At 65.6% G+C, this 20,550-nt stretch carries 20 protein-coding genes and 1 tRNA gene; all 21 read left to right on the top strand.

The genetic code is table 11. The annotated features are described in order from the left end of the window. The first annotated feature begins 50 nt into the window (after positions 1 to 50). The 21 genes from pnp (at position 51) to AX018_RS10250 (ending at position 20,471) form a co-directional block, all read left to right on the top strand. Positions 51 to 2,300, top strand: coding sequence for a polyribonucleotide nucleotidyltransferase (pnp, locus tag AX018_RS10350; RefSeq protein ID WP_111877204.1), 2,250 nt, complete (start codon positions 51 to 53; stop codon positions 2,298 to 2,300). Positions 2,301 to 2,390: 90 nt separating this feature from the next. Continuing rightward, the gene (locus AX018_RS10345) at positions 2,391 to 3,395 is read left to right on the top strand and encodes an NAD(P)H-quinone oxidoreductase (RefSeq protein ID WP_111877203.1); all 1,005 of its coding nucleotides are present in this window, start codon (positions 2,391 to 2,393) and stop codon (positions 3,393 to 3,395) included. Next, positions 3,392 to 4,138 (top strand): triose-phosphate isomerase, encoded by a 747-nt coding sequence (tpiA, locus tag AX018_RS10340; protein ID WP_111877202.1) that lies wholly within the window; start codon positions 3,392 to 3,394, stop codon positions 4,136 to 4,138. Before AX018_RS10345 ends, tpiA begins: the two co-directional genes overlap by 4 nt. Before the next feature lie 38 nt (positions 4,139 to 4,176). Beyond that, positions 4,177 to 4,557: a preprotein translocase subunit SecG gene (secG, locus tag AX018_RS10335; protein ID WP_111877201.1), complete on the top strand. Its 381-nt coding sequence runs from the start codon at positions 4,177 to 4,179 to the stop codon at positions 4,555 to 4,557. A 115-nt stretch (positions 4,558 to 4,672) separates the two neighbouring features. Further along, positions 4,673 to 4,757, top strand: a tRNA-Leu gene (locus AX018_RS10330). 80 nt (positions 4,758 to 4,837) lie between these two features. Further along, positions 4,838 to 5,197 carry an NADH-quinone oxidoreductase subunit A gene (locus AX018_RS10325; protein ID WP_013593734.1) on the top strand — a complete coding sequence of 120 codons (360 nt, stop codon included), beginning with the start codon at positions 4,838 to 4,840 and terminating at the stop codon, positions 5,195 to 5,197. A 24-nt stretch (positions 5,198 to 5,221) separates the two neighbouring features. Continuing rightward, complete coding sequence (locus AX018_RS10320; RefSeq protein ID WP_111877200.1) at positions 5,222 to 5,701, top strand: NuoB/complex I 20 kDa subunit family protein; 480 nt, start codon at positions 5,222 to 5,224, stop codon at positions 5,699 to 5,701. A gap of 11 nt (positions 5,702 to 5,712) precedes the next feature. Further along, positions 5,713 to 6,321 (top strand): NADH-quinone oxidoreductase subunit C, encoded by a 609-nt coding sequence (locus AX018_RS10315; RefSeq protein WP_111877199.1) that lies wholly within the window; start codon positions 5,713 to 5,715, stop codon positions 6,319 to 6,321. Between the two features lie 29 nt (positions 6,322 to 6,350). After that, positions 6,351 to 7,604 (top strand): NADH-quinone oxidoreductase subunit D, encoded by a 1,254-nt coding sequence (locus AX018_RS10310; protein ID WP_111877198.1) that lies wholly within the window; start codon positions 6,351 to 6,353, stop codon positions 7,602 to 7,604. Next, complete coding sequence (gene nuoE / locus AX018_RS10305; RefSeq protein WP_111877197.1) at positions 7,601 to 8,152, top strand: NADH-quinone oxidoreductase subunit NuoE; 552 nt, start codon at positions 7,601 to 7,603, stop codon at positions 8,150 to 8,152. The genes AX018_RS10310 and nuoE overlap by 4 nt, the downstream gene beginning before the upstream one ends. Next, positions 8,149 to 9,510 (top strand): NADH-quinone oxidoreductase subunit NuoF, encoded by a 1,362-nt coding sequence (gene nuoF, locus AX018_RS10300; protein WP_111877196.1) that lies wholly within the window; start codon positions 8,149 to 8,151, stop codon positions 9,508 to 9,510. The genes nuoE and nuoF overlap by 4 nt, the downstream gene beginning before the upstream one ends. Before the next feature lie 15 nt (positions 9,511 to 9,525). Further along, positions 9,526 to 11,679, top strand: coding sequence for an NADH-quinone oxidoreductase subunit NuoG (gene nuoG / locus AX018_RS10295; protein ID WP_111877195.1), 2,154 nt, complete (start codon positions 9,526 to 9,528; stop codon positions 11,677 to 11,679). Next, on the top strand, positions 11,676 to 12,752 hold the full coding sequence (nuoH, locus tag AX018_RS10290; RefSeq protein WP_111877194.1) for an NADH-quinone oxidoreductase subunit NuoH: 1,077 nt from the start codon (positions 11,676 to 11,678) through the stop codon (positions 12,750 to 12,752). The genes nuoG and nuoH overlap by 4 nt, the downstream gene beginning before the upstream one ends. Positions 12,753 to 12,767: 15 nt before the next feature. Beyond that, a complete protein-coding gene (gene nuoI / locus AX018_RS10285; RefSeq protein ID WP_111877193.1) occupies positions 12,768 to 13,280 on the top strand; it encodes an NADH-quinone oxidoreductase subunit NuoI in 513 nt (170 codons plus the stop codon). A gap of 37 nt (positions 13,281 to 13,317) precedes the next feature. Next, positions 13,318 to 13,983 (top strand): NADH-quinone oxidoreductase subunit J, encoded by a 666-nt coding sequence (locus tag AX018_RS10280; protein ID WP_111877192.1) that lies wholly within the window; start codon positions 13,318 to 13,320, stop codon positions 13,981 to 13,983. Next, positions 13,980 to 14,288 carry an NADH-quinone oxidoreductase subunit NuoK gene (gene nuoK, locus AX018_RS10275; protein WP_111877191.1) on the top strand — a complete coding sequence of 103 codons (309 nt, stop codon included), beginning with the start codon at positions 13,980 to 13,982 and terminating at the stop codon, positions 14,286 to 14,288. Before AX018_RS10280 ends, nuoK begins: the two co-directional genes overlap by 4 nt. A 28-nt stretch (positions 14,289 to 14,316) precedes the next feature. After that, positions 14,317 to 16,350 carry an NADH-quinone oxidoreductase subunit L gene (gene nuoL / locus AX018_RS10270; RefSeq protein ID WP_111877190.1) on the top strand — a complete coding sequence of 678 codons (2,034 nt, stop codon included), beginning with the start codon at positions 14,317 to 14,319 and terminating at the stop codon, positions 16,348 to 16,350. Positions 16,351 to 16,363: 13 nt separating this feature from the next. Then, positions 16,364 to 17,839 carry an NADH-quinone oxidoreductase subunit M gene (locus AX018_RS10265; protein ID WP_111877189.1) on the top strand — a complete coding sequence of 492 codons (1,476 nt, stop codon included), beginning with the start codon at positions 16,364 to 16,366 and terminating at the stop codon, positions 17,837 to 17,839. A gap of 25 nt (positions 17,840 to 17,864) precedes the next feature. Further along, positions 17,865 to 19,358 (top strand): NADH-quinone oxidoreductase subunit NuoN, encoded by a 1,494-nt coding sequence (gene nuoN / locus AX018_RS10260; RefSeq protein ID WP_111877188.1) that lies wholly within the window; start codon positions 17,865 to 17,867, stop codon positions 19,356 to 19,358. A gap of 281 nt (positions 19,359 to 19,639) precedes the next feature. Further along, complete coding sequence (locus AX018_RS10255; protein WP_111877187.1) at positions 19,640 to 19,945, top strand: DUF2818 family protein; 306 nt, start codon at positions 19,640 to 19,642, stop codon at positions 19,943 to 19,945. A 40-nt stretch (positions 19,946 to 19,985) separates the two neighbouring features. Next, positions 19,986 to 20,471, top strand: a complete 486-nt coding sequence (locus AX018_RS10250; protein ID WP_111877186.1) for a DUF1178 family protein — start codon at positions 19,986 to 19,988, stop codon at positions 20,469 to 20,471. The last annotated feature ends 79 nt before the right edge of the window (positions 20,472 to 20,550 follow it).

Here is a 20,550-nt window from a genome sequence, read left to right as displayed (position 1 = left end):
CTCCTCAACCCCGCCGGCCCGCGCGGCCGGCTCCTGAAAACGGAGCAACCATGAGCATTTTCAACAAGGTCACCAAGACGTTCCAGTGGGGCGACAAGACCGTCGTCATGGAAACCGGCGAGATCGCCCGCCAGGCGTCCGGCGCCGTGCTGGTGAACATCGACGACACGGTCGTGCTGGCCACCGTCGTCGCCTCCAAGTCCGCCAAGCCCGGCCAGGACTTCTTCCCCCTCACGGTGGACTACATCGAGAAGACCTACGCCGCAGGCAAGATCCCCGGCAGCTTCTTCAAGCGCGAAGCCAAGCCCAGCGAACTCGAGACGCTGACCAGCCGCCTGATCGACCGCCCGATCCGTCCGCTCTTCCCCGAAGGCTTCTACAACGAGGTGCACGTGGTCATCCACACCGTCTCGCTGAACCCCGAGGTCGATGCCGACATCGCCGCGATGATCGCCGTGAGCGCCGCGCTCTCCATTTCCGGCATCCCGTTCAACGGCCCCATCGGCGCCGCGCGCGTGGGCTACATCAACGGTGAATACGTGCTGAACCCCGGCCAGACGGCCCGCAAGGGTTCGCAGATGGACCTCGTCGTCGCCGGCACCGAAGCCGCCGTGCTGATGGTCGAGTCCGAGGCGCAGCAACTGCCCGAAGACGTCATGCTGGGCGCCGTGGTGTTCGGCCACGAGCAGGGCCGGATCGCCATCAACGCCATCCATGAGCTGGTGCGCGAGGCCGGCAAGCCGGTCTGGGACTGGCAGCCCCCCGCGAAGGACGAGCCCTTCATCGCCAAGGTGGTCCAGCTCGCCGAAGAAAAGCTGCGTGCCGCCTACCAGATCCGCAGCAAGCAGGCCCGCACGCAGGCCCTGCGCGAGGCTTCCGCTTCCGTGCTGGAGTCGCTCAAGGCCGAGGGCGCCGAGTTCGACGCCGTGAAGGTCGAGGCCCTGCTGTTCGATATCGAGGCCAAGATCGTGCGCAGCCAGATCCTGGCCGGCGAGCCCCGCATCGATGGCCGTGACACGCGCACCGTGCGCCCCATCGAGATCCGCAACTCCGTGCTGCCCCGCACGCACGGCTCCGCGCTGTTCACGCGTGGCGAAACCCAGGCGCTGGTGGTCTCCACGCTGGGCACCGAGCGCGACGCGCAGCGCATCGACGCGCTGGCCGGCGAGTTCGAAGACCGCTTCATGTTCCACTACAACATGCCTCCCTTCGCCACCGGCGAAGTGGGTCGCATGGGCTCCACCAAGCGCCGCGAAGTGGGCCACGGCCGCCTGGCCAAGCGCGCGCTGGTCGCCGTGCTGCCGACCAAGGAAGAGTTCCCCTACACCATCCGTGTGGTGTCCGAGATCACCGAGTCCAACGGTTCCTCGTCCATGGCGTCCGTCTGTGGCGGCTGCCTCTCGATGATGGACGCCGGCGTGCCGATGAAGGCCCACGTGGCCGGCATCGCCATGGGTCTCATCAAGGAGGACAACCGCTTCGCCGTGCTGACCGACATCCTCGGCGACGAGGACCACCTGGGCGACATGGACTTCAAGGTGGCCGGCACCACGGCCGGCATCACCGCCCTGCAGATGGACATCAAGATCCAGGGCATCACCAAGGAAATCATGCAAGTCGCCCTGGCCCAGGCCAAGGAAGCGCGCCTGCACATCCTCGGCAAGATGCAGGACGCGATGGGTGAAGCGAAGACCGAAGTCTCCAGCTTCGCGCCCAAGCTCTACACGATGAAGATCAACCCCGAGAAGATCCGCGACGTGATCGGCAAGGGCGGCGCGGTGATCCGCGCGCTGACGGAAGAAACCGGCACGCAGATCAACATCGATGAAGACGGCACGATCACCATTGCGTCCACCGACAGCGCGAAGGCCGACGAGGCCAAGCGCCGCATCGAGCAGATCACGGCCGAGGTCGAGATCGGCAAGATCTACGAAGGCCCCGTGGTCAAGATCCTCGACTTCGGCGCGCTCATCACCCTGCTGCCCGGCAAGGACGGCCTGCTGCACATCAGCCAGATCGCCCACGAGCGCGTGGAGAAGGTGACCGACTACCTGAGCGAAGGCCAGATCGTGAAGGTCAAGGTGCTCGAGACCGACGACAAGGGCCGCGTCAAGCTGTCCATGAAGGCGCTGCTGGACCGCCCGGCGGGCGACAGCGGCCGTCCGGCTCCGGCCGAGCGTGGCGAGCGTGCGGAGCGCGGTGAACGCCGTGAGCGCCGCGATTACGGCGCCTCCGAGCAGCAGCAACAGCAGCAGCAATCCCTGGCCTCCGGCGAGCAGCCCGGCCAGATGGATGCCTGACCGGCATTCGCTGTCGCTGTCATGGCGGCCGGCCCGGGTTGACCCGGGCTGGCAGTCTTGAGACGCTTCAACCCTTTCATGGAATCCAGAATGGAGACCCCCATGCGCGCCGTGGAGATCGCCGGTTTCGGCGGTCCGGAAGTGCTGCGCCTGACCGAACGTCCTGCGCCGCAGCCCGGGCCGGGTGAGCTGCTGATCCGCGTCGCGGCCAGTGGCATCAACCGCCCTGACGTACTGCAGCGCAAGGGGCACTACGCGCCCCCCGCCGGCACGTCGGATCTGCCGGGTCTTGAGGTGGCTGGCGTTATCGAGCGTGGTGATGCCGAGGCGCTGGCTGCGGCCGGGCTGCGGGTCGGCGATCGCGTGTGCGCGCTCGTCGCCGGGGGCGGCTATGCCGAACTGTGCGTTGTGCCCGTGGCCCAGTGCCTGCCGGTGCCCGAGGGGCTGACCGACGTGGAGGCTGCATCCCTTCCGGAGACGTTCTTCACGGTGTGGAGCAACGTCTTCGACCGGGGGCGCCTCCAGGCGGGGGAAACCCTGCTGGTGCAGGGCGGCAGCAGCGGCATCGGCGTGACCGCCATCCAGTTCGGCCGTGCCTTCGGTGCCACGGTGATCGTGACGGCGGGCTCGGACGAGAAGTGCCGGGCGTGCCTCGATCTCGGTGCGCACCATGCCATCAACTACAGGACGCAGGATTTCGTGGCCGAGGTTCAGCGCATCACCGCCGGCAAGGGCGTGGATGTCGTGCTCGACATGGTGGCCGGCGACTATGTGGCCCGGGAGGTCGAGTGCCTGGCCGAGGATGGCCGGCTGGTGATCATCGCGGTGCAGGGGGGCGTGCAGTCCGGCTTCAATGCGGGTCTCGTGCTGCGTCGCCGCCTCACTGTGACGGGCTCCACGCTGCGCCCGCGGTCGGTCGAGTTCAAGGGCGCCATCGCTCGGGCCTTGCGCGAGCGCGTGTGGCCGTTGTTCGCGGCGGGTGCCGTGCGCCCCGTGGTGCACAGCACGTTCCCGGCCTCCGAGGCATCCCGGGCGCATGCGCTGATGGAATCCAGCCAGCATGCCGGCAAGATCGTATTGACGTGGACAGCATGAAAAAGAAACTCATCGCGGGCAACTGGAAGATGAACGGCAGCCTGTCTGCCAATGCCGCCCTGGTAGAGGCGCTGCGCGCGGGCATGGGCGCGGGTGTGTCCTGCGACGTGGCGGTTGCCGTGCCTGGGGCTTATCTGGCCCAGGTGCAGTCTCTCGTGCAGGGTTCCGGCATCGCCCTGGGGGCGCAGGACGTTTCGCAGCACGAAGCGGGTGCATACACGGGCGAGATCTCGGCGGCCATGCTGCTGGAGTTCGGTGTGCGTTACGCGCTCGTGGGGCATTCGGAGCGCCGCCAATACCATGGCGAAACCGATGCCGTGGTCGCGGCCAAGGCGCAGCGCGCGCTGGCGGCGGGCATCACCCCGGTGGTCTGCGTCGGCGAAACCCTGGCCGAGCGCGAAGCGGGGCAGACCGAGGCCGTCGTGAAGCGCCAACTGGCCGCCGTGATCCACCTCAATGGCCATTGCATCAGCGAGATCGTCGTGGCCTACGAACCCGTCTGGGCCATCGGCACCGGCCGCACGGCCACGCCGGAGCAGGCCCAGCAGGTGCATGCGATTCTGCGTGCCCAACTGGCGGTTGCCAGCGGGCAGGCTGGGCGCATCCGGCTGCTCTACGGCGGCAGCATGAATGCGGGCAATGCGGCCGCATTGCTGGCCCAGCCCGATATCGATGGCGGGCTCGTGGGCGGCGCGTCGCTCAAGGCCCAGGACTTTTTGCAGATCATCGCCGCGGCCCGCTGAGCCGGTCCCTGCGGCAATCCAATCGGAGTAACGAAGAAATGAATGTGCTTGTGAATGTCATCCTGGCTGTGCAGATGCTGGCCGCCCTGGGCATGATTGGCCTCATCCTGATCCAGCACGGCAAGGGTGCGGACATGGGGGCTGCGTTCGGCAGCGGCAGTTCGGGCAGCCTGTTCGGGGCGAGCGGAAGCGCCAACTTCCTCTCGCGGACCACGGCGGTGCTGGCTGCCGTTTTCTTCGTCGCTACGCTGGCGCTGGCCTATTTCGGCAATGCGCGTCCTGCCGGTGTGGGGAGCGTCCTGGAGGGCCCCGCGGTACCTGCGGCCGTGCAGCCGGTGGCGCCTGCATCCGCGTCGGCCGTGCCGGCCCCGGTGCCTGCCGCTCCGGCATCCGGCGCCGCCCAGATCCCAACGAAATAATTTCAAAAAAGAGGCCCGACTCCTGGGAGTCGGGTTTTTCCGGAGTAAAATCCGGGATTGTCTGGAAAGCCAAATAACCCATCGGGTTCCTCATGCCATCCAGATGTAGACATCAGCCGTCGTGGTGAAATTGGTAGACACGCTATCTTGAGGGGGTAGTGGCGAAAGCTGTGCGAGTTCGAGTCTCGCCGACGGCACCAACACACAAGCAAGCCCGCCCAGTGCATTCCTCCATCCACGGAATGCGGGGCGCGGCCACCAGCGGTGGGTACTCCTCCAGATGAACCTCGATCAATACCTCCCCGTTCTTCTGTTCATCCTGGTAGGCATCGGAGTGGGGGTGGTACCCCTGGTCCTCGGTTATGTTCTGGGCCCCAATCGCCCGGATGCCGCGAAGAACTCTCCCTACGAGTGCGGTTTCGAGGCTTTCGAGGATGCGCGCATGAAGTTCGACGTGCGCTACTACCTCGTCGCCATCCTCTTCATTCTTTTCGATCTGGAAATCGCATTCCTGTTTCCGTGGGCGGTCACGCTGCACGAGGTGGGTGTGACCGGTTTCGTTGCCGTCATCGTCTTCCTGGCCATCCTTGTCGTGGGTTTCGCCTACGAGTGGAAAAAGGGTGCCCTGGATTGGGAATGACCGGGCTTCATAAGGAACGACACGATGATTGAAGGCGTGATGAAGGAAGGCTTTATCACCACGAGCTATGACTCCGTGGTGAACTGGGCCAAGACCGGTTCGCTCTGGCCCATGACCTTCGGTCTGGCTTGCTGCGCCGTGGAAATGATGCATGCCGCTGCGGCCCGCTACGACATCAGCCGCTTCGGCGCCGAGGTGTTCCGCGCCAGCCCCCGCCAGTCCGACCTCATGATCGTCGCGGGCACGCTGTGCAACAAGATGGCGCCGGCTCTGCGCAAGGTGTATGACCAGATGTCGGAGCCCCGCTGGGTTCTGTCCATGGGCTCGTGCGCCAATGGCGGTGGCTACTACCACTACAGCTATTCGGTCGTGCGCGGCTGCGACCGCGTGGTCCCGGTGGACGTGTACGTGCCGGGGTGCCCCCCGACCGCGGAGGCGCTCATCTACGGAATCATTCAGCTCCAGCAGAAGATCCGTCGCACCAACACCATCGCCCGCGTCTGAAAGGGTTCAGGATGACAGCCATTGCTATTCGGCCCGAGGTGCTGAGGGATGCGGTCGTTGCCGCGCTCGGCGACAAGGTGCGTGATGTCCGGCTCGCGCTCGGCGAGGTCACGGTCACGGTGGGTGCCGCGGACTACCTCTCCGCGATGCAGCAATTGCGCGATGCGCCCGCCTGCCGCTTCGAGCAGCTCCTGGACCTCTGCGGCGTGGATTATTCCGCCTATGGGGACGTGGGCGTGGACGGGCCCCGCTATGCCGTGGTGTCGCATCTTTTGTCCGTGAGCCTCAATCAGCGCGTTCGCGTGAAGGTGTTCTGCCCCGATGATGATTTTCCGGTCGTGGCTTCCGTCTCCGAGATCTGGAACTCCGCGAGCTGGTACGAGCGCGAGGCGTTCGACCTCTTCGGCATCGTGTTCGACGGGCATCCGGACCTGCGCCGCATCCTGACCGACTACGGCTTCATCGGGCATCCTTTCCGCAAGGACTTCCCGCTGTCGGGTCATGTGGAGATGCGCTACGACGCCGAGCAGCGGCGCGTGGTGTACGAGCCGGTGACCATCGAGCCGCGCGAGATCACGCCGCGCATCATCCGCGAAGAAAAGTACGGAGGCCTGCACTGAAGCGCCCCGCGTTTCGCTGGTGATCCACGATGGCTGAAATCAAGAACTATTCCCTCAACTTTGGCCCGCAGCACCCTGCAGCGCACGGCGTGCTGCGCCTCGTGCTGGAGCTCGATGGCGAGGTGGTGCAGCGCGCCGACCCGCACATCGGGCTGCTGCACCGCGCCACCGAAAAGCTGGCCGAGCACAAGACCTTCATCCAGTCGCTGCCCTACATGGACCGGCTGGACTACGTCTCGATGATGTGCAACGAGCACGCCTATTGCATGGCCATCGAGAAGATGCTGGGCATCGACGTTCCGCTGCGTGCGCAATACATCCGCGTGATGTTCTCCGAGATCACGCGCCTGCTGAACCATCTGATGTGGCTGGGCTCGCACGGCAACGACTGCGGCAGCTCCACCATCCTGATGTACACCTTCCGCGAGCGTGAGGATCTGTTCGACATGTACGAGGCCGTGTCCGGCGCTCGCATGCATGCGGCCTACTTTCGTCCGGGCGGCGTTTATCGGGATCTGCCCGATGCCATGCCGCAGTACAAGGCGAACAAGATTCGCAACGCGAAGGCCATCGAGAGTCTCAACCAGAACCGCCAGGGCTCGCTGCTCGATTTCATCGAGGATTTCACCCGGCGCTTCCCCAAGTGCGTGGATGAATACGAAACCCTGCTCACGGACAACCGCATCTGGAAGCAGCGCACGGTCGATATTGGCATCGTGACGCCCGAGCGCGCCCTCAACCTTGGCATGACGGGGCCGATGCTCCGCGGGTCGGGCATCGCGTGGGATCTGCGCAAAACGCAGCCCTACGACGCCTACGATCGCCTGGACTTCGACATTCCCGTGGGCAAGACCGGCGACTGCTACGACCGCTATCTGGTGCGCGTGGAAGAGATGCGCCAATCCAACCGCATCATCCAGCAGTGCGTGGACTGGCTGAAGGCCAACCCTGGCCCCGTCATCACCGACAACCACAAGGTGGCGCCGCCTTCGCGCGAGTCGATGAAGTCCAACATGGAAGAGCTGATCCACCATTTCAAGCTCTTCACCGAAGGTTTCCGCGTGCCCGAGGGCGAGGCCTACGCCGCCGTGGAACACCCCAAGGGCGAGTTCGGCATTTACCTGGTGAGCGACGGCGCCAACAAGCCGTACCGGCTCAAGATCCGTGCCCCGGGGTTCGCGCATCTCGCCACGCTCGACGAAATGGCGCGCGGCCACATGATTGCCGACGCCGTGGCCATCATTGGCACGATGGACATCGTGTTCGGGGAGATTGACCGATGAGTACCGAAGCGAAGAACCCTGCCGGCGCATCGCCGGTGACCGAGGCGACGCGGGCGCGCTTCGCGCGCGAAGTGGCGAAATATCCGCCCGAGCAGAAACAGTCCGCCGTGATGGCCTGCCTGTCCATCGTCCAGCAGGAGCAGGGCTGGGTGAGCGCGGAAAGCGAAGCGGTGATCGCCGAAGTCCTGGGCATGCCGCAGATCGCCGTGCACGAAGTCACGACGTTCTACAACATGTACAACCAGCAGCCGGTGGGCAAGTACAAGCTCAACGTCTGCACCAATCTGCCCTGCCAGCTGCGCGACGGGCAGAAGGCGCTGCACCATCTCGAGAAGAAACTGGGCATCGCCATGGGCGAGACCACGGCCGATGGCCTGTTCACCCTCCAGCAGTGCGAGTGCCTCGGCGCCTGCGCCGATTCGCCGGTGATGCTCGTCAACGACCGCACGATGTGCAGTTTCATGGACAACGAGAAGCTCGACCAGCTCGTGGACGGTCTCCGTCAGGCCGAAGGCGCCCCTGCGGTGCGCGTGGAAGGACAGGCATGACCACGGCAGCGCAGATTCTTTCGCAGTTCCAGGCCACGGGCGTCCAGACCTGCTTCCACGATCGCCACATCGAGCCCCAGATCTATGCCGGCCTGGACGGCACCAACTGGAGCATCAAGGACTACGAGGCGCGCGGCGGCTACCAGGCCCTGCGCAAGATCCTCCTCGGCGCCGACGGCGGCGAGCCGATGACGCAGGATCAGGTCATCGCCACGGTCAAGGAATCCGGCCTGCGCGGCCGCGGCGGCGCGGGCTTCCCCACGGGCCTGAAGTGGAGCTTCATGCCCCGCTCCTTCCCGGGCCAGAAGTACCTCGTCTGCAACTCCGACGAGGGCGAGCCGGGCACGTGCAAGGACCGCGACATCCTGCAGTTCAATCCGCACATCGTCATCGAGGGCATGATCATCGCGGCCTTCGCGATGGGCATCTCGGTGGGCTACAACTACATCCACGGCGAGATCTTCCAGACCTACGATCGCTTCGAAGCCGCGCTGGAAGAGGCGCGTGCCGCGGGATACCTGGGCCAGAAGATCATGGGCAGCGGCTTCAGCTTCCAGCTGCATGCGGCCCATGGCTTCGGCGCCTACATCTGCGGTGAGGAAACGGCCCTGCTGGAGTCCCTGGAAGGCAAGAAGGGTCAGCCGCGCTTCAAGCCGCCGTTCCCGGCGAGCTTCGGCCTCTACGGCAAGCCCACGACGATCAACAACACCGAGACCTTCGCGGCGGTGCCCTGGATCATCCGCAACGGCGGCGCGGCCTATCTGGCCTGCGGCAAGCCGAACAACGGCGGCACCAAGATCTTCTCGGTGTCCGGCGACGTGGAGAAACCCGGCAACTACGAAGTGCCACTTGGCACGCCGTTCGCCAAGCTGCTGGAGCTGGCCGGTGGCGTGCGCAAGGGCCGCCAGCTCAAGGCCGTGATTCCCGGTGGCTCGTCGGCCCCCGTGCTGCCGGCGTCCGTCATCATGGAATGCACGATGGACTACGACTCCATCGCCAAGGCCGGCTCCATGCTGGGTTCCGGCGCGGTGATCGTGATGGACGACTCGCGCAGCATGGTCGAGAGTCTCTTGCGCCTTTCGTATTTCTACTCGCACGAGTCCTGCGGCCAGTGCACGCCCTGCCGCGAAGGCACGGGCTGGATGTGGCGCGTGATCGATCGTATCCAGCACGGCCAGGGCCGCGAGGGCGATCTCGATCTGCTCAATTCGGTGGCGGACAACATCCAGGGCCGCACCATCTGCGCCCTGGGCGATGCAGCGGCCATGCCCGTGCGCGCGATGATCAAGCACTTCCGCCCGGAATTCGAAGCGCTGATCCGCAGCAAGACGACCCCGCAGGCATCGGCCTCCGCCTGATCGCGAGAAACGCATATGGTTGAAATCGAACTCGACGGGCAGAAGGTGGAAGTCGCCGAAGGCTGCATGGTGATGCATGCAGCCGAGAAGGCCGGCACGTATATCCCCCATTTCTGCTATCACAAGAAGCTCTCCATCGCCGCCAACTGCCGCATGTGCCTGGTGGACGTGGAGAAGGCGCCCAAGCCGATGCCGGCCTGCGCCACGCCCGTGACCCAGGGCATGATCGTGCGCACCAAGAGCGACAAGGCGATCAAGGCCCAGCAGTCGGTCATGGAGTTCCTGCTCATCAACCACCCGCTGGATTGCCCCATCTGCGACCAGGGCGGCGAGTGCCAGCTGCAGGATCTGGCCGTGGGCTACGGCGGCTCCTCCTCGCGCTACGAGGAAGAGAAGCGCGTGGTGTTCCACAAGGACGTCGGCCCGCTGATCTCCATGGAAGAGATGAGCCGCTGCATCCACTGCACCCGCTGCGTGCGCTTCGGCCAGGAAGTGGCCGGCGTGATGGAGCTGGGCATGATCCACCGTGGCGAGCATTCCGAGATCACCACGGTGCTCGGCGACACCGTGGATTCCGAGCTGTCGGGCAACATGATCGACATCTGCCCCGTGGGGGCGCTCACGAGCAAGCCCTTCCGCTACAGCGCCCGCACCTGGGAGCTGTCGCGCCGCAAGTCGGTCAGCCCCCACGATTCGACGGGCGCGAACCTCATCGTGCAGGTCAAGAACCACAAGGTCATGCGCGTCGTTCCGTTCGAGAACGAAGACGTGAACGAGTGCTGGATCGCCGACCGCGACCGCTTCTCCTACGAATCCCTGAACGGCCCCGACCGCCTCACGCGGCCCATGCTCAAGCAGGGCGGCGAGTGGAAGGAAGTCGATTGGCAGACGGCCCTGGAATACGTGGCCAACGGTCTGCAGGGCGTCAAGTCCGACCATGGCGCGCAGGCCATCGGTGCCCTGGTCAGCCCCCACAGCACGCTGGAAGAGCTGCACCTGGCCAGCCTGCTGGTGCGCGGCCTGGGCAGCGACAACATCGACTACCGCCTGCGCAACGCCGAGTTCGCTGCGCCCGAGGGCATCCGCTGGCTGGGCATGCCCATCGCGGCGCTGTCCTCGCTGCAATCCGTGCTCGTCGTGGGCTCCAACCTGCGCAAGGACCACCCGCTGTTCGCCCAGCGCATCCGGCAGGCGGCCCGCAAGGGTTGCGCCGTGAGCGCGTTGAATGCCGCCGCCTACGACTGGGCCATGCCGATGGCGCAGTCCATCGTGGCGCCCGCCGGCGAATGGGCCGCTGCGCTGGCCGACATCGCTGCCGCCGTGGCGCAGGAGCGTGGCGTCGCCGCGCCCGTGGCTTCTGGCCATGTCACCGATGCTGCGGTTGCCATCGCCCGTTCGCTGGCCTCCGGCGAAGGCCGCGCCGTGCTGCTCGGCAACGCTGCCGCGCACCATGCACAGGCTTCGTCGCTGTTGGCCCTGGCCCAGTGGATCGGCGCGCAAACCGGCGCCGTGGTGGGTTACCTCACCGAGGCCGCCAACACGGTCGGCGCACAGTTCGTGGGCTCTCAGCCCCGCCAGGGCGGCCTCGATGCAGGCCGCATGCTGGCCGGTGGCCTGAAGGCCGCGCTGCTGCTCAACACCGAGCCCGTGCACGATTCCGCCGCCGGCACCCAGGCCGCCGCCGCGCTCGCGCAGGCGGAGATGGTCGTCACGCTGAGCCCGTTCAAGACCAACCTGGAATTCAGCGACGTGCTGTTGCCCATCGCCCCGTTCACCGAGACCTCCGGCAGCTTCGTGAATGCCGAAGGCCGCCTGCAGGGCTTCCATGCCGTGGTCAAGCCCCTGGGCGATGCACGCCCCGCATGGAAGGTGCTGCGCGTCCTGGGCAATCTGCTGGGGGTCCAGGGCATCGGCTTCGAGACCTCGCAGGAGGTGCTGGTGCACGCCGTCGGCATCGCTGCCGGCAGCGAACTGCCGTCGCACCTGCCGGCCGATCGCCTCGGCAACGCGACGCAGACGGCCGCAGCCGTGCCCGCCGCAACCGCCGCGGAGCCTGTGGTGGCCGCCATCTATCAACTCGACGGCCTCGTGCGCCGCGCGCCCTCCCTGCAACTGACCGTCGATGCGCGCCAGACCGCGCCGGTGGCTGTGGAAGGAGTGGCAGCATGATCGACGCGCTCTACAACGGCGGGCTCAATCTCGTCGCCCAGCCATGGTGGACCGCCGTGGCATGGCCCGTGCTCTGGAACCTGATCAAGATCGTGGCCATCCTGGCGCCGCTCATGGGCGCGGTGGCCTATCTCACGCTCTGGGAGCGCAAGCTGCTGGGCTTCATGCAGGTCCGCCAGGGCCCCAACCGCGTGGGCCCGTTCGGGTTGCTGCAGCCGCTGGCCGACGGCCTGAAGCTGCTGACCAAGGAAATCATCCAGCCCACCGCAGCGAGCAAGGGCCTGTTCATCCTGGGTCCGGTGATGGCCATCATGCCGGCGCTGGCGGCGTGGGTGGCGATCCCCTTCGGTCCGGACGTGGCCCTGGCCAACGTGAATGCGGGCCTGCTGCTGATCATGGCGATCACCTCGATCGAGGTGTACGGCGTGATCATCGCCGGCTGGGCATCGAACTCGAAGTACGCTTTCCTGGGCGCGCTGCGCGCATCGGCCCAGATGGTGAGCTACGAAATCGCGATGGGCTTCTGCTTCCTCGTGGTCATCATGGTCTCGGGCAGCATGAATCTCACGCAGATCGTGCTGGGCCAGGGGCATGGCGTCATGGCGAATGCCGGCCTGTCGTTCCTCTCGTGGAACTGGCTGCCCCTGCTGCCGATCTTCGTCGTCTATCTGATTTCCGGCGTGGCCGAAACCAACCGCCACCCCTTCGACGTGGTGGAAGGCGAGGCCGAGATCGTGGCGGGCCACATGGTCGAGTACTCGGGCATGGGCTTCGCGATCTTCTTCCTGGCCGAATACGCCAGCATGTGGCTGGTGTCGATCCTGGCCGTGATCATGTTCCTCGGGGGCTGGCTCTCGCCGGTGGCCGCGCTGGACTTCATCCCGGGCTGGATCTGGCTGGGCCTCAAGACCTTCCTGGTGGTGTCCATGTTCATCTGGATCCGCGCGACCTTCCCGCGCTTCCGGTACGACCAGATCATGCGCCTGGGCTGGAAGATCTTCATTCCGGTCACGCTGGTGTGGCTGCTGATCGTGGGCGGATGGCTGCTGTCGCCCTGGAACATCTGGAAATAAGCGGGACACGACATCATGGCTGCTGTTGCTGCTACTTCATCTTTTTCCTTCAAGGACTTTTTCAAGAGCTTCATGCTCGTGGAACTGGTCAAGGGCATGGCCCTGACCGGACGCTACACGTTCAGCCGCAAGGTGACGTTGCAGTTCCCCGAGGAGAAGACTCCCCTCTCGCCGCGCTTTCGCGGCCTGCACGCGCTGCGCCGCTACGAGAACGGCGAAGAGCGCTGCATCGCCTGCAAGCTGTGCGAGGCCGTGTGCCCGGCGATGGCCATCACCATCGAGTCGGACGTGCGCGCCGATGGATCGCGCCGCACCACGCGCTATGACATCGATCTCACGAAGTGCATCTTCTGCGGCTTCTGCGAGGAAAGCTGCCCGGTCGATTCCATCGTCGAGACCCACATCCTGGAATACCACGGCGAGAAGCGCGGCGACCTGTACTTCACCAAGGACATGCTGCTGGCGGTCGGCGACCGCTACGAGACCGAGATCGCCGCGGCCAAGGCGGCCGATGCCAAGTACCGCTGAAGGCGGCTCCTGAACCAACCCCTACAAGAACCGATTCATGGACGCCAAGACTGGTTTCTTCTATCTGTTCTCGGTCGTGCTGCTGTATGCGGCCTTCCGGGTCATCACCGCGCGCAATCCCGTGCATGCGGTACTCCATCTGATCCTGGCCTTCTCGCAAGCCGCCGCCGTGTGGCTGCTGCTGAAGGCGGAATTCCTCGCGATCGCCCTGGTGCTGGTGTACCTGGGAGCGGTGATGGTGCTGTTCCTGTTCGTCGTGATGATGCTGGACATCCACATCGATACGGTGCGGCAGGGTTTCTGGCGGCATTTCCCGCTGGCCGCTTTCATCGGCGCCCTCATCGCGCTGGAGATGGCCGCTGTGCTGATGGGCGGTTTCCGCGGCATGGATGAACCCAAGGCCGTAGCGGCCATGGTGGACGCCGCGGGCCAGGTCGTTCCGTATTCGAACACCAAGGCGCTGGGCAAGCTGCTCTACACCGAATACCTGTACCCCGTGGAGATCGCTGCGGTGATCCTGCTGGTGGCCATGATCGCCGCGATCGCGCTCACGCTGCGCCAGCGCAAGGACACCAAGGTCGTGAGCGTGGCGGACCAGGTCCGTGTGCGCGCTGCCGACCGCGTGGCGCTGGTGAAGGTCGCCGCAACGCGCAAGCCCGTGGAGGAGGCGGCCTCCGCGCCCGCCGAGGAGAAGAAGGCATGACACTGACCCTGGGCCATTTCCTGTCGCTGGGCGCGATGCTGTTCGCGCTGTCGGTGATCGGCATCTTCCTGAACCGCAAGAACCTCATCGTCCTGCTCATGGCCATCGAGCTGATGCTCCTGGCCGTGAACATGAACTTCGTCGCCTTCTCGCACTATCTGGGTGACATGCACGGACAGGTGTTCGTGTTCTTCATCCTGACGGTGGCCGCGGCCGAATCCGCCATCGGCCTGGCGATCCTGGTGCTGCTGTTCCGCAACAAGACCAGCATCAACGCGGAAGATCTCAACGCCCTCAAGGGTTGAGCCGCCGGTACTTGCAAGGTTCTCAAGAATGAGTCAAACCCTTTCTGCTTCGACGCTCCTCGCAGTGCCGCTGGCGCCGCTGGTGGGCTCCGCGCTGGCCGGCATTCTCGGCACCACCTTCGGTGGCAACCGGATCGGACGCCGCGCGAGCCATACGCTGACCATCCTGGGCGTGCTGGTCGCCTTCGTGCTGTCGGCCATGACGTTCAAGAGCGTGGCGCTGGATGGCGCCCGCTTCAATGAAACCCTCTACACCTGGATGGTGGTGGGCGGCCTCAAGATGGAGGTGGGCTTCCTCGTGGACACGCTCACCGCCATGATGATGTGCGTGGTGACCTTCGTGTCGCTGATGGTGCATATCTACACCATCGGCTACATGGAAGAGGACGAGGGCTACAACCGTTTCTTCTCGTACATCTCGCTGTTCACCTTCTCGATGCTCATGCTGGTCATGAGCAACAACCTGCTGCAGCTCTTCTTCGGCTGGGAGGCGGTGGGCCTCGTGTCGTACCTGCTGATCGGCTTCTGGTTCAACAAGCCCACGGCGATCTTCGCCAACATGAAGGCGTTCCTGGTCAACCGTGTGGGCGACTTCGGCTTCATCCTGGGCATCGGCCTCATCGCCGCCTACACCGGCTCGCTGAACTACGGCGAGATCTTCGGCAAGGCCGGCGAGCTCGGCGCCCTGCAGTTCCCCGGCACCAGCTGGATGCTGATCACCGTGATCTGCATCTGCCTGTTCATCGGCGCGATGGGCAAGAGCGCGCAGTTTCCGCTGCACGTCTGGCTGCCCGATTCGATGGAAGGCCCGACCCCCATCTCCGCGCTGATCCACGCGGCCACCATGGTGACGGCCGGCATCTTCATGGTGTCGCGCATGTCGCCGCTGTTCGAGCTGTCCGACACGGCGCTGAACTTCATCCTGGTGATCGGCGCGATCACGGCGCTCTTCATGGGCTTCCTGGGCATCATCCAGAACGACATCAAGCGCGTGGTGGCCTATTCCACGCTGTCGCAGCTGGGCTACATGACGGTGGCGCTGGGCGCTTCCGCCTATTCGGTGGCCGTGTTCCACCTGATGACGCACGCGTTCTTCAAGGCGCTGCTGTTCCTTGGCGCGGGCTCGGTCATCATGGGCATGCACCACAACCAGGACATCCGCTGGATGGGCGGCGTGCGCAAGTACATGCCCATCACCTGGATCACGTCGCTGCTGGGCTCGCTCGCGCTGATCGGCACGCCGCTGTTCTCGGGCTTCTATTCCAAGGACAGCATCATCGAGGCCGTGCACGAGAGCACGCTTCCGGCCGCGGGCTTTGCCTACTTCGCCGTGCTGGCGGGTGTGTTCATCACCGCGTTCTATTCGTTCCGCATGTATTTCCTGGTCTTCCATGGCAAGGAGCGCTACGACCAGAACCCCGATGCGCACCACGACGACCACCATGCACACGACGATCACCATGGCCACGGGCACGATGCCAAGCCGCACGAGTCGCCGTGGGTGGTGACGGTGCCGCTGGTGCTGCTGGCGATTCCCTCGGTGGTGATCGGCTTCATGGCGATCCAGCCGATGCTGTTCGGCGACTTCTTCAAGAACGTGATCTTCGTGGATGCCGCCAAGCACCCCGCGATGGCCGAGCTGGCCGAGATATTCCACGGTCCGCTGGCCATGGCGGCTCATGGCCTGCAGACGGCGCCCTTCTGGCTGGCCCTGGCCGGCGTGGCGGTGTCCTACTACATGTACATGGTGAATCCTGCCCTGCCGGCCGCGATCAAGCGCGCCTGCGGCCCGATCTACCGCCTGCTCGAAAACAAGTACTACCTCGACTGGATCAACGAGAACATCCTGGCGCGCGGTGCCCGTGCGCTGGGCACCGGCCTCTGGAAGGCCGGCGACCAGGCCGTGATCGACGGCGCGGTGGTCAACGGCTCCTGGAAGCTCGTGGGCTGGTTCTCCGGTGTCATCCGCTGGGTGCAGTCGGGCTATATCTACCACTACGCGCTGGTCATGATCCTGGGAGTGTTCGCGCTCATGACGTACTTCGTGTGGCTCAACAAGTAGGGGAACAAGAAAAATGCATTTGTTGAGTCTCGCCATCTGGACGCCGATCGCCTTCGGCGCCCTGTTGCTGGCTTTCGGGCGCGACGAGCAGGCGCGCGCCGTGCGCTGGATCGCGCTGGTTGGCGCGCTGATCGCCTTCGCGGTCACCCTGCCGCTCTACAGCGGCTTCGACAACGGCACCGCCGCCGCGCAGTTCGTCGAGAAGCTGCTCTGGATCGAGCGTTTCAACGTGCACTACCACCTGGGCGTGGACGGTATTTCGTTCTGGTTCGTGCCGCTCACGGCCTTCATCACGGTGATCGTGGTGATCGCGTCGTGGGAGTCGATCACCGAGCGCGTGAACCAGTACATGGGCGCGTTCCTGATCCTGTCGGGCCTGATGATCGGCGTGTTCAGCGCGCTCGACGGCCTGCTGTTTTACGTGTTCTTCGAGGCCACGCTGATCCCGATGTACCTCATCATCGGCATCTGGGGCGGCCCGAACAAGATCTACGCGGCGTTCAAGTTCTTCCTGTACACGCTGCTCGGCTCGCTGCTGATGCTGATCGCGCTGGTGTATCTCTACAACCAGTCGGGCGGCAGCTTCGACATCGCCACGTGGCACCAGCTTCCGCTGTCCGCGCGCGCGCAGACGCTGCTGTTCTTCGCCTTCTTCGCGGCCTTCGCCGTGAAGGTGCCGATGTGGCCGGTGCACACCTGGCTGCCGGACGTGCACGTGGAGGCGCCAACGGGCGGCTCCGCCGTGCTGGCCGCGATCATGCTGAAGCTGGGCGCCTATGGCTTCCTGCGCTTCGCCATGCCCATCGCCCCCGACGCAGCGCGCGAATGGGCGTGGCTGATGATCGCCCTCTCGCTCGTGGCCGTGATCTACGTCGGGCTGGTCGCCATGGTGCAGAAGGACATGAAGAAGCTGGTGGCGTATTCGTCCGTGGCGCACATGGGCTTCGTCACGCTGGGTTTCTTCATCTTCAATGACCTGGGCGTCTCCGGCGCGCTGGTGCAGATGATCGCCCACGGCTTCGTGTCGGGCGCGATGTTCCTCTCGATCGGCGTGCTGTACGACCGCGTGCATTCCCGCGAGATCGCGGCCTACGGCGGCGTGGTCAACACCATGCCCAAGTTCGCGGCGTTCGCGCTGCTGTTCGCGATGGCCAACTGCGGTCTGCCGGGCACCGCCGGCTTCGTGGGCGAGTGGATGGTGATCCTGGGCGCCGTGAAGGCCAACTTCTGGATCGGCCTGGCTGCGGCCACGGCGCTGATCTTCGGCGCGGCCTACACGCTGTGGATGTACAAGCGCGTGTACCTGGGCCCCGTGGCGAACGACAACGTTAAGGAGCTGACCGACATCGGCAGCCGCGAGTTCCTGGTACTGGCCCTGCTGGCCGTGGCCGTGCTCGTCATGGGCCTCTATCCGCGCCCCTTCACCGACGTGATGGACGTGTCGGTGGCCGAACTGCTCAAGCACGTGGCGCTGACCAAGCTCCACTGAACCGACTGACAACGAGAGACCCGAGATGATTGACAACATCAGCTGGCTGGCGGTGTACCCGGAGATCGTGCTCCTGGTCATGGCGTGCGTGATCGCGCTCGTGGACCTGGGCGTGACGAGCGCCCGGCGCACCGGCACCTACGTGCTGACCATGCTCACGCTGGCCGTGGTGGCCGCCCTGCAGGCCATGTACGCGAGCAGCGGCAACACGTTCTACGGCTTCGGCAACATGGTGGTGAGCGACGCCATGGGCAACTGGCTCAAGTGCTTCGCCACCGTGGCCATGATGGTCACGCTGGTCTATGGCCGTCCCTACGCCGCCGACCGCGACATGCTGCGCGGCGGCGAGCTGTTCACGCTGTCGATGTTCGCGCTGCTGGGCATCTTCGTGATGATCTCGGGCAACAACTTCCTGGTGATCTACCTGGGCCTCGAACTGCTCACGCTCTCCAGCTACGCGCTGGTGGCGCTGCGCCGCGACCACACGGTGTCCACGGAAGCGGCGATGAAGTATTTCGTGCTGGGCGCGATGGCCAGCGGCTTCCTGCTCTACGGCCTGTCCATGCTCTACGGCGCCACGGGTTCGCTCGACATCGGCCAGGTCTTCAAGGCCGTGAACGCCGGCCAGATCCGCCACCAGGTGCTGGTCTTCGGCCTCGTGTTCGTGGTGGCCGGCCTGGCGTTCAAGCTCGGCGTGGTGCCGTTCCACATGTGGATTCCCGACGTGTACCAGGGTGCGCCCACCGCGGTCACGCTGGTGATCGGCGGCGCGCCCAAGCTGGCGGCCTTCGCGATCACCATCCGCCTGCTGGTGGACGGCCTGCTGCCGCTCGCCATCGACTGGCAGCAGATGCTCGCGGTGCTGGCCATCGGCTCGCTGCTGGTGGGCAACCTCGCGGCCATCGCCCAGACCAACCTCAAGCGCATGCTGGCGTATTCCACGATCGCGCAGATGGGCTTCGTGCTGCTGGGCCTGCTCTCGGGCGTGGTCAACGGCAACGTGGACACCAATGCGGTGGAGAACGCCTACAGCTCGGCCATGTTCTACGTGCTGACCTATGTGCTGACCACGCTGGCGAGCTTCGGCATCATCCTGCTGCTGGCGCGCGAAGGGTTCGAGAGCGAGGAGATTTCCGATCTCGCCGGGCTCAACCAGCGCAGCCCGCTCTACGCCGGCGTGATGGCGGTCTGCCTGTTCTCGCTGGCCGGCATTCCGCCGATGGTCGGCTTCTATGCCAAGTTGGCCGTGCTGCAGGCCCTCGTCGCTTCGGGGCAGGGCCTGTACATCGGGCTGGCGGTCTTCGCCGTGATGATGTCGCTGATCGGCGCCTTCTATTACCTGCGCGTCGTGAAGGTGATGTATTTCGACGAGCCGCTCACGGCCACCAGCGTGTCCGCACCGCTGGACGTGCGCATGGTGCTGACGGTGAACGGCGCGCTGGTGCTGATCCTGGGCATCGTGCCCGGCGGGCTCATGGCCCTGTGCGCCGACGCCGTGGTGCGTGCTCTGGCCACTTGAAGTGAAGCAACAGCCCCCTGTGGCGCTTCGCGCCTTCCCCCTTCTCTCGGCTATCGCCGGGAAGGGGGACGACGCCAGCGCGGCGGGGCGGCCCTTGCGCGGCGTCCGCTGGCCTGGCCTGCTCCGCGGCCTTCTGACGGGTGGTGCAGTGCCAGTTGCATCCGCATGAGTGCACCCTCCCGTTCCCGCCACGCCATGCCCAGCGCATGGCAGGGCGGTAAGGGCCTTGCGGTTCCTGCCGGCTGTGCCCCGTGTGTTTCCCGTTACTTCGGACCTTCGCCGTGTCGCTTTCCGCATCTGTCTGGTGGGTGATCGTGGCGGCCCTGGTGGCCGCCAATCTGCCTTTCTGCAATCAGCGCTGGCTGGTGGTGGGGCCCCGTGCCGTTCCCGCCAAGCCGCTGGCGGCCCGCCTGGGCGAGCTGGTGCTGCTGTATTTCCTGGTGGGCGCGCTGGGCTTGCTGTTGGAGAAGCGCGCGGGGCAGGTGGCGCCCCAGGGCTGGGAGTTCTACGCCGTCACGGCGGCCCTGTTCGCCACGCTGGCGTTCCCGGGCTTCGTTTATCGCTATCTGCTGCGCCGCAAGGGCTGAAGGCGTTTCTGCTTCGCTGCCTGAGGCGCTGGTGTCATCCATGAAGGTGCTCGATCTCCATTGCGCGCAAGACCATGCCTTCGAGGGCTGGTTCGCTTCCGAAGAGGATTTCCAGGGCCAGCTGGCGCGCGGGCTCGTGGAGTGCCCGATGTGCGGCAGCACCGCGATCCGCAAGGGGCTGAGCGCTCCGCGCCTCAATCTGCGCTCCGGCGGCGCCAGCCCTGCCGATCCGCCGAAGGCGCCCCCGGCGGCACCGGGCGGGGCGGAGGCGGACACGGCGGTGTACGACCCGTCTGCGAAGGCCCTGCAGGCCGCGTGGCTGCGCATGGCGCGGCACGTGATGGCGAACACCGAGGACGTGGGCCAGGGATTCGCCCGGGAGGCCCGGCGCATCCACCACGGCGAGGCGGAGGACCGCCCCATACGCGGGCAGTCCAGCCCCCATGAAACCCGGCAACTGCTGGAGGAGGGGATTGCCGTGCTGCCGTTGCCCCTGCCGGCCGCCGCGAAGGAAACCCTGCAGTGAGCGCCGGGCCGCGGCAGGCCCGCCCGCCATCGGCGCGCTGATGGCGCCGCTTCGGCCGGGGCCCGCGCCGGCAGAGGCC

Origin of the sequence: Paracidovorax anthurii, from assembly GCF_003269065.1 — a bacterium.
GTDB classification, from domain to species: domain Bacteria; phylum Pseudomonadota; class Gammaproteobacteria; order Burkholderiales; family Burkholderiaceae_C; genus Paracidovorax; species Paracidovorax anthurii.
This window is presented reverse-complemented; position numbering and strand designations above follow the sequence as displayed.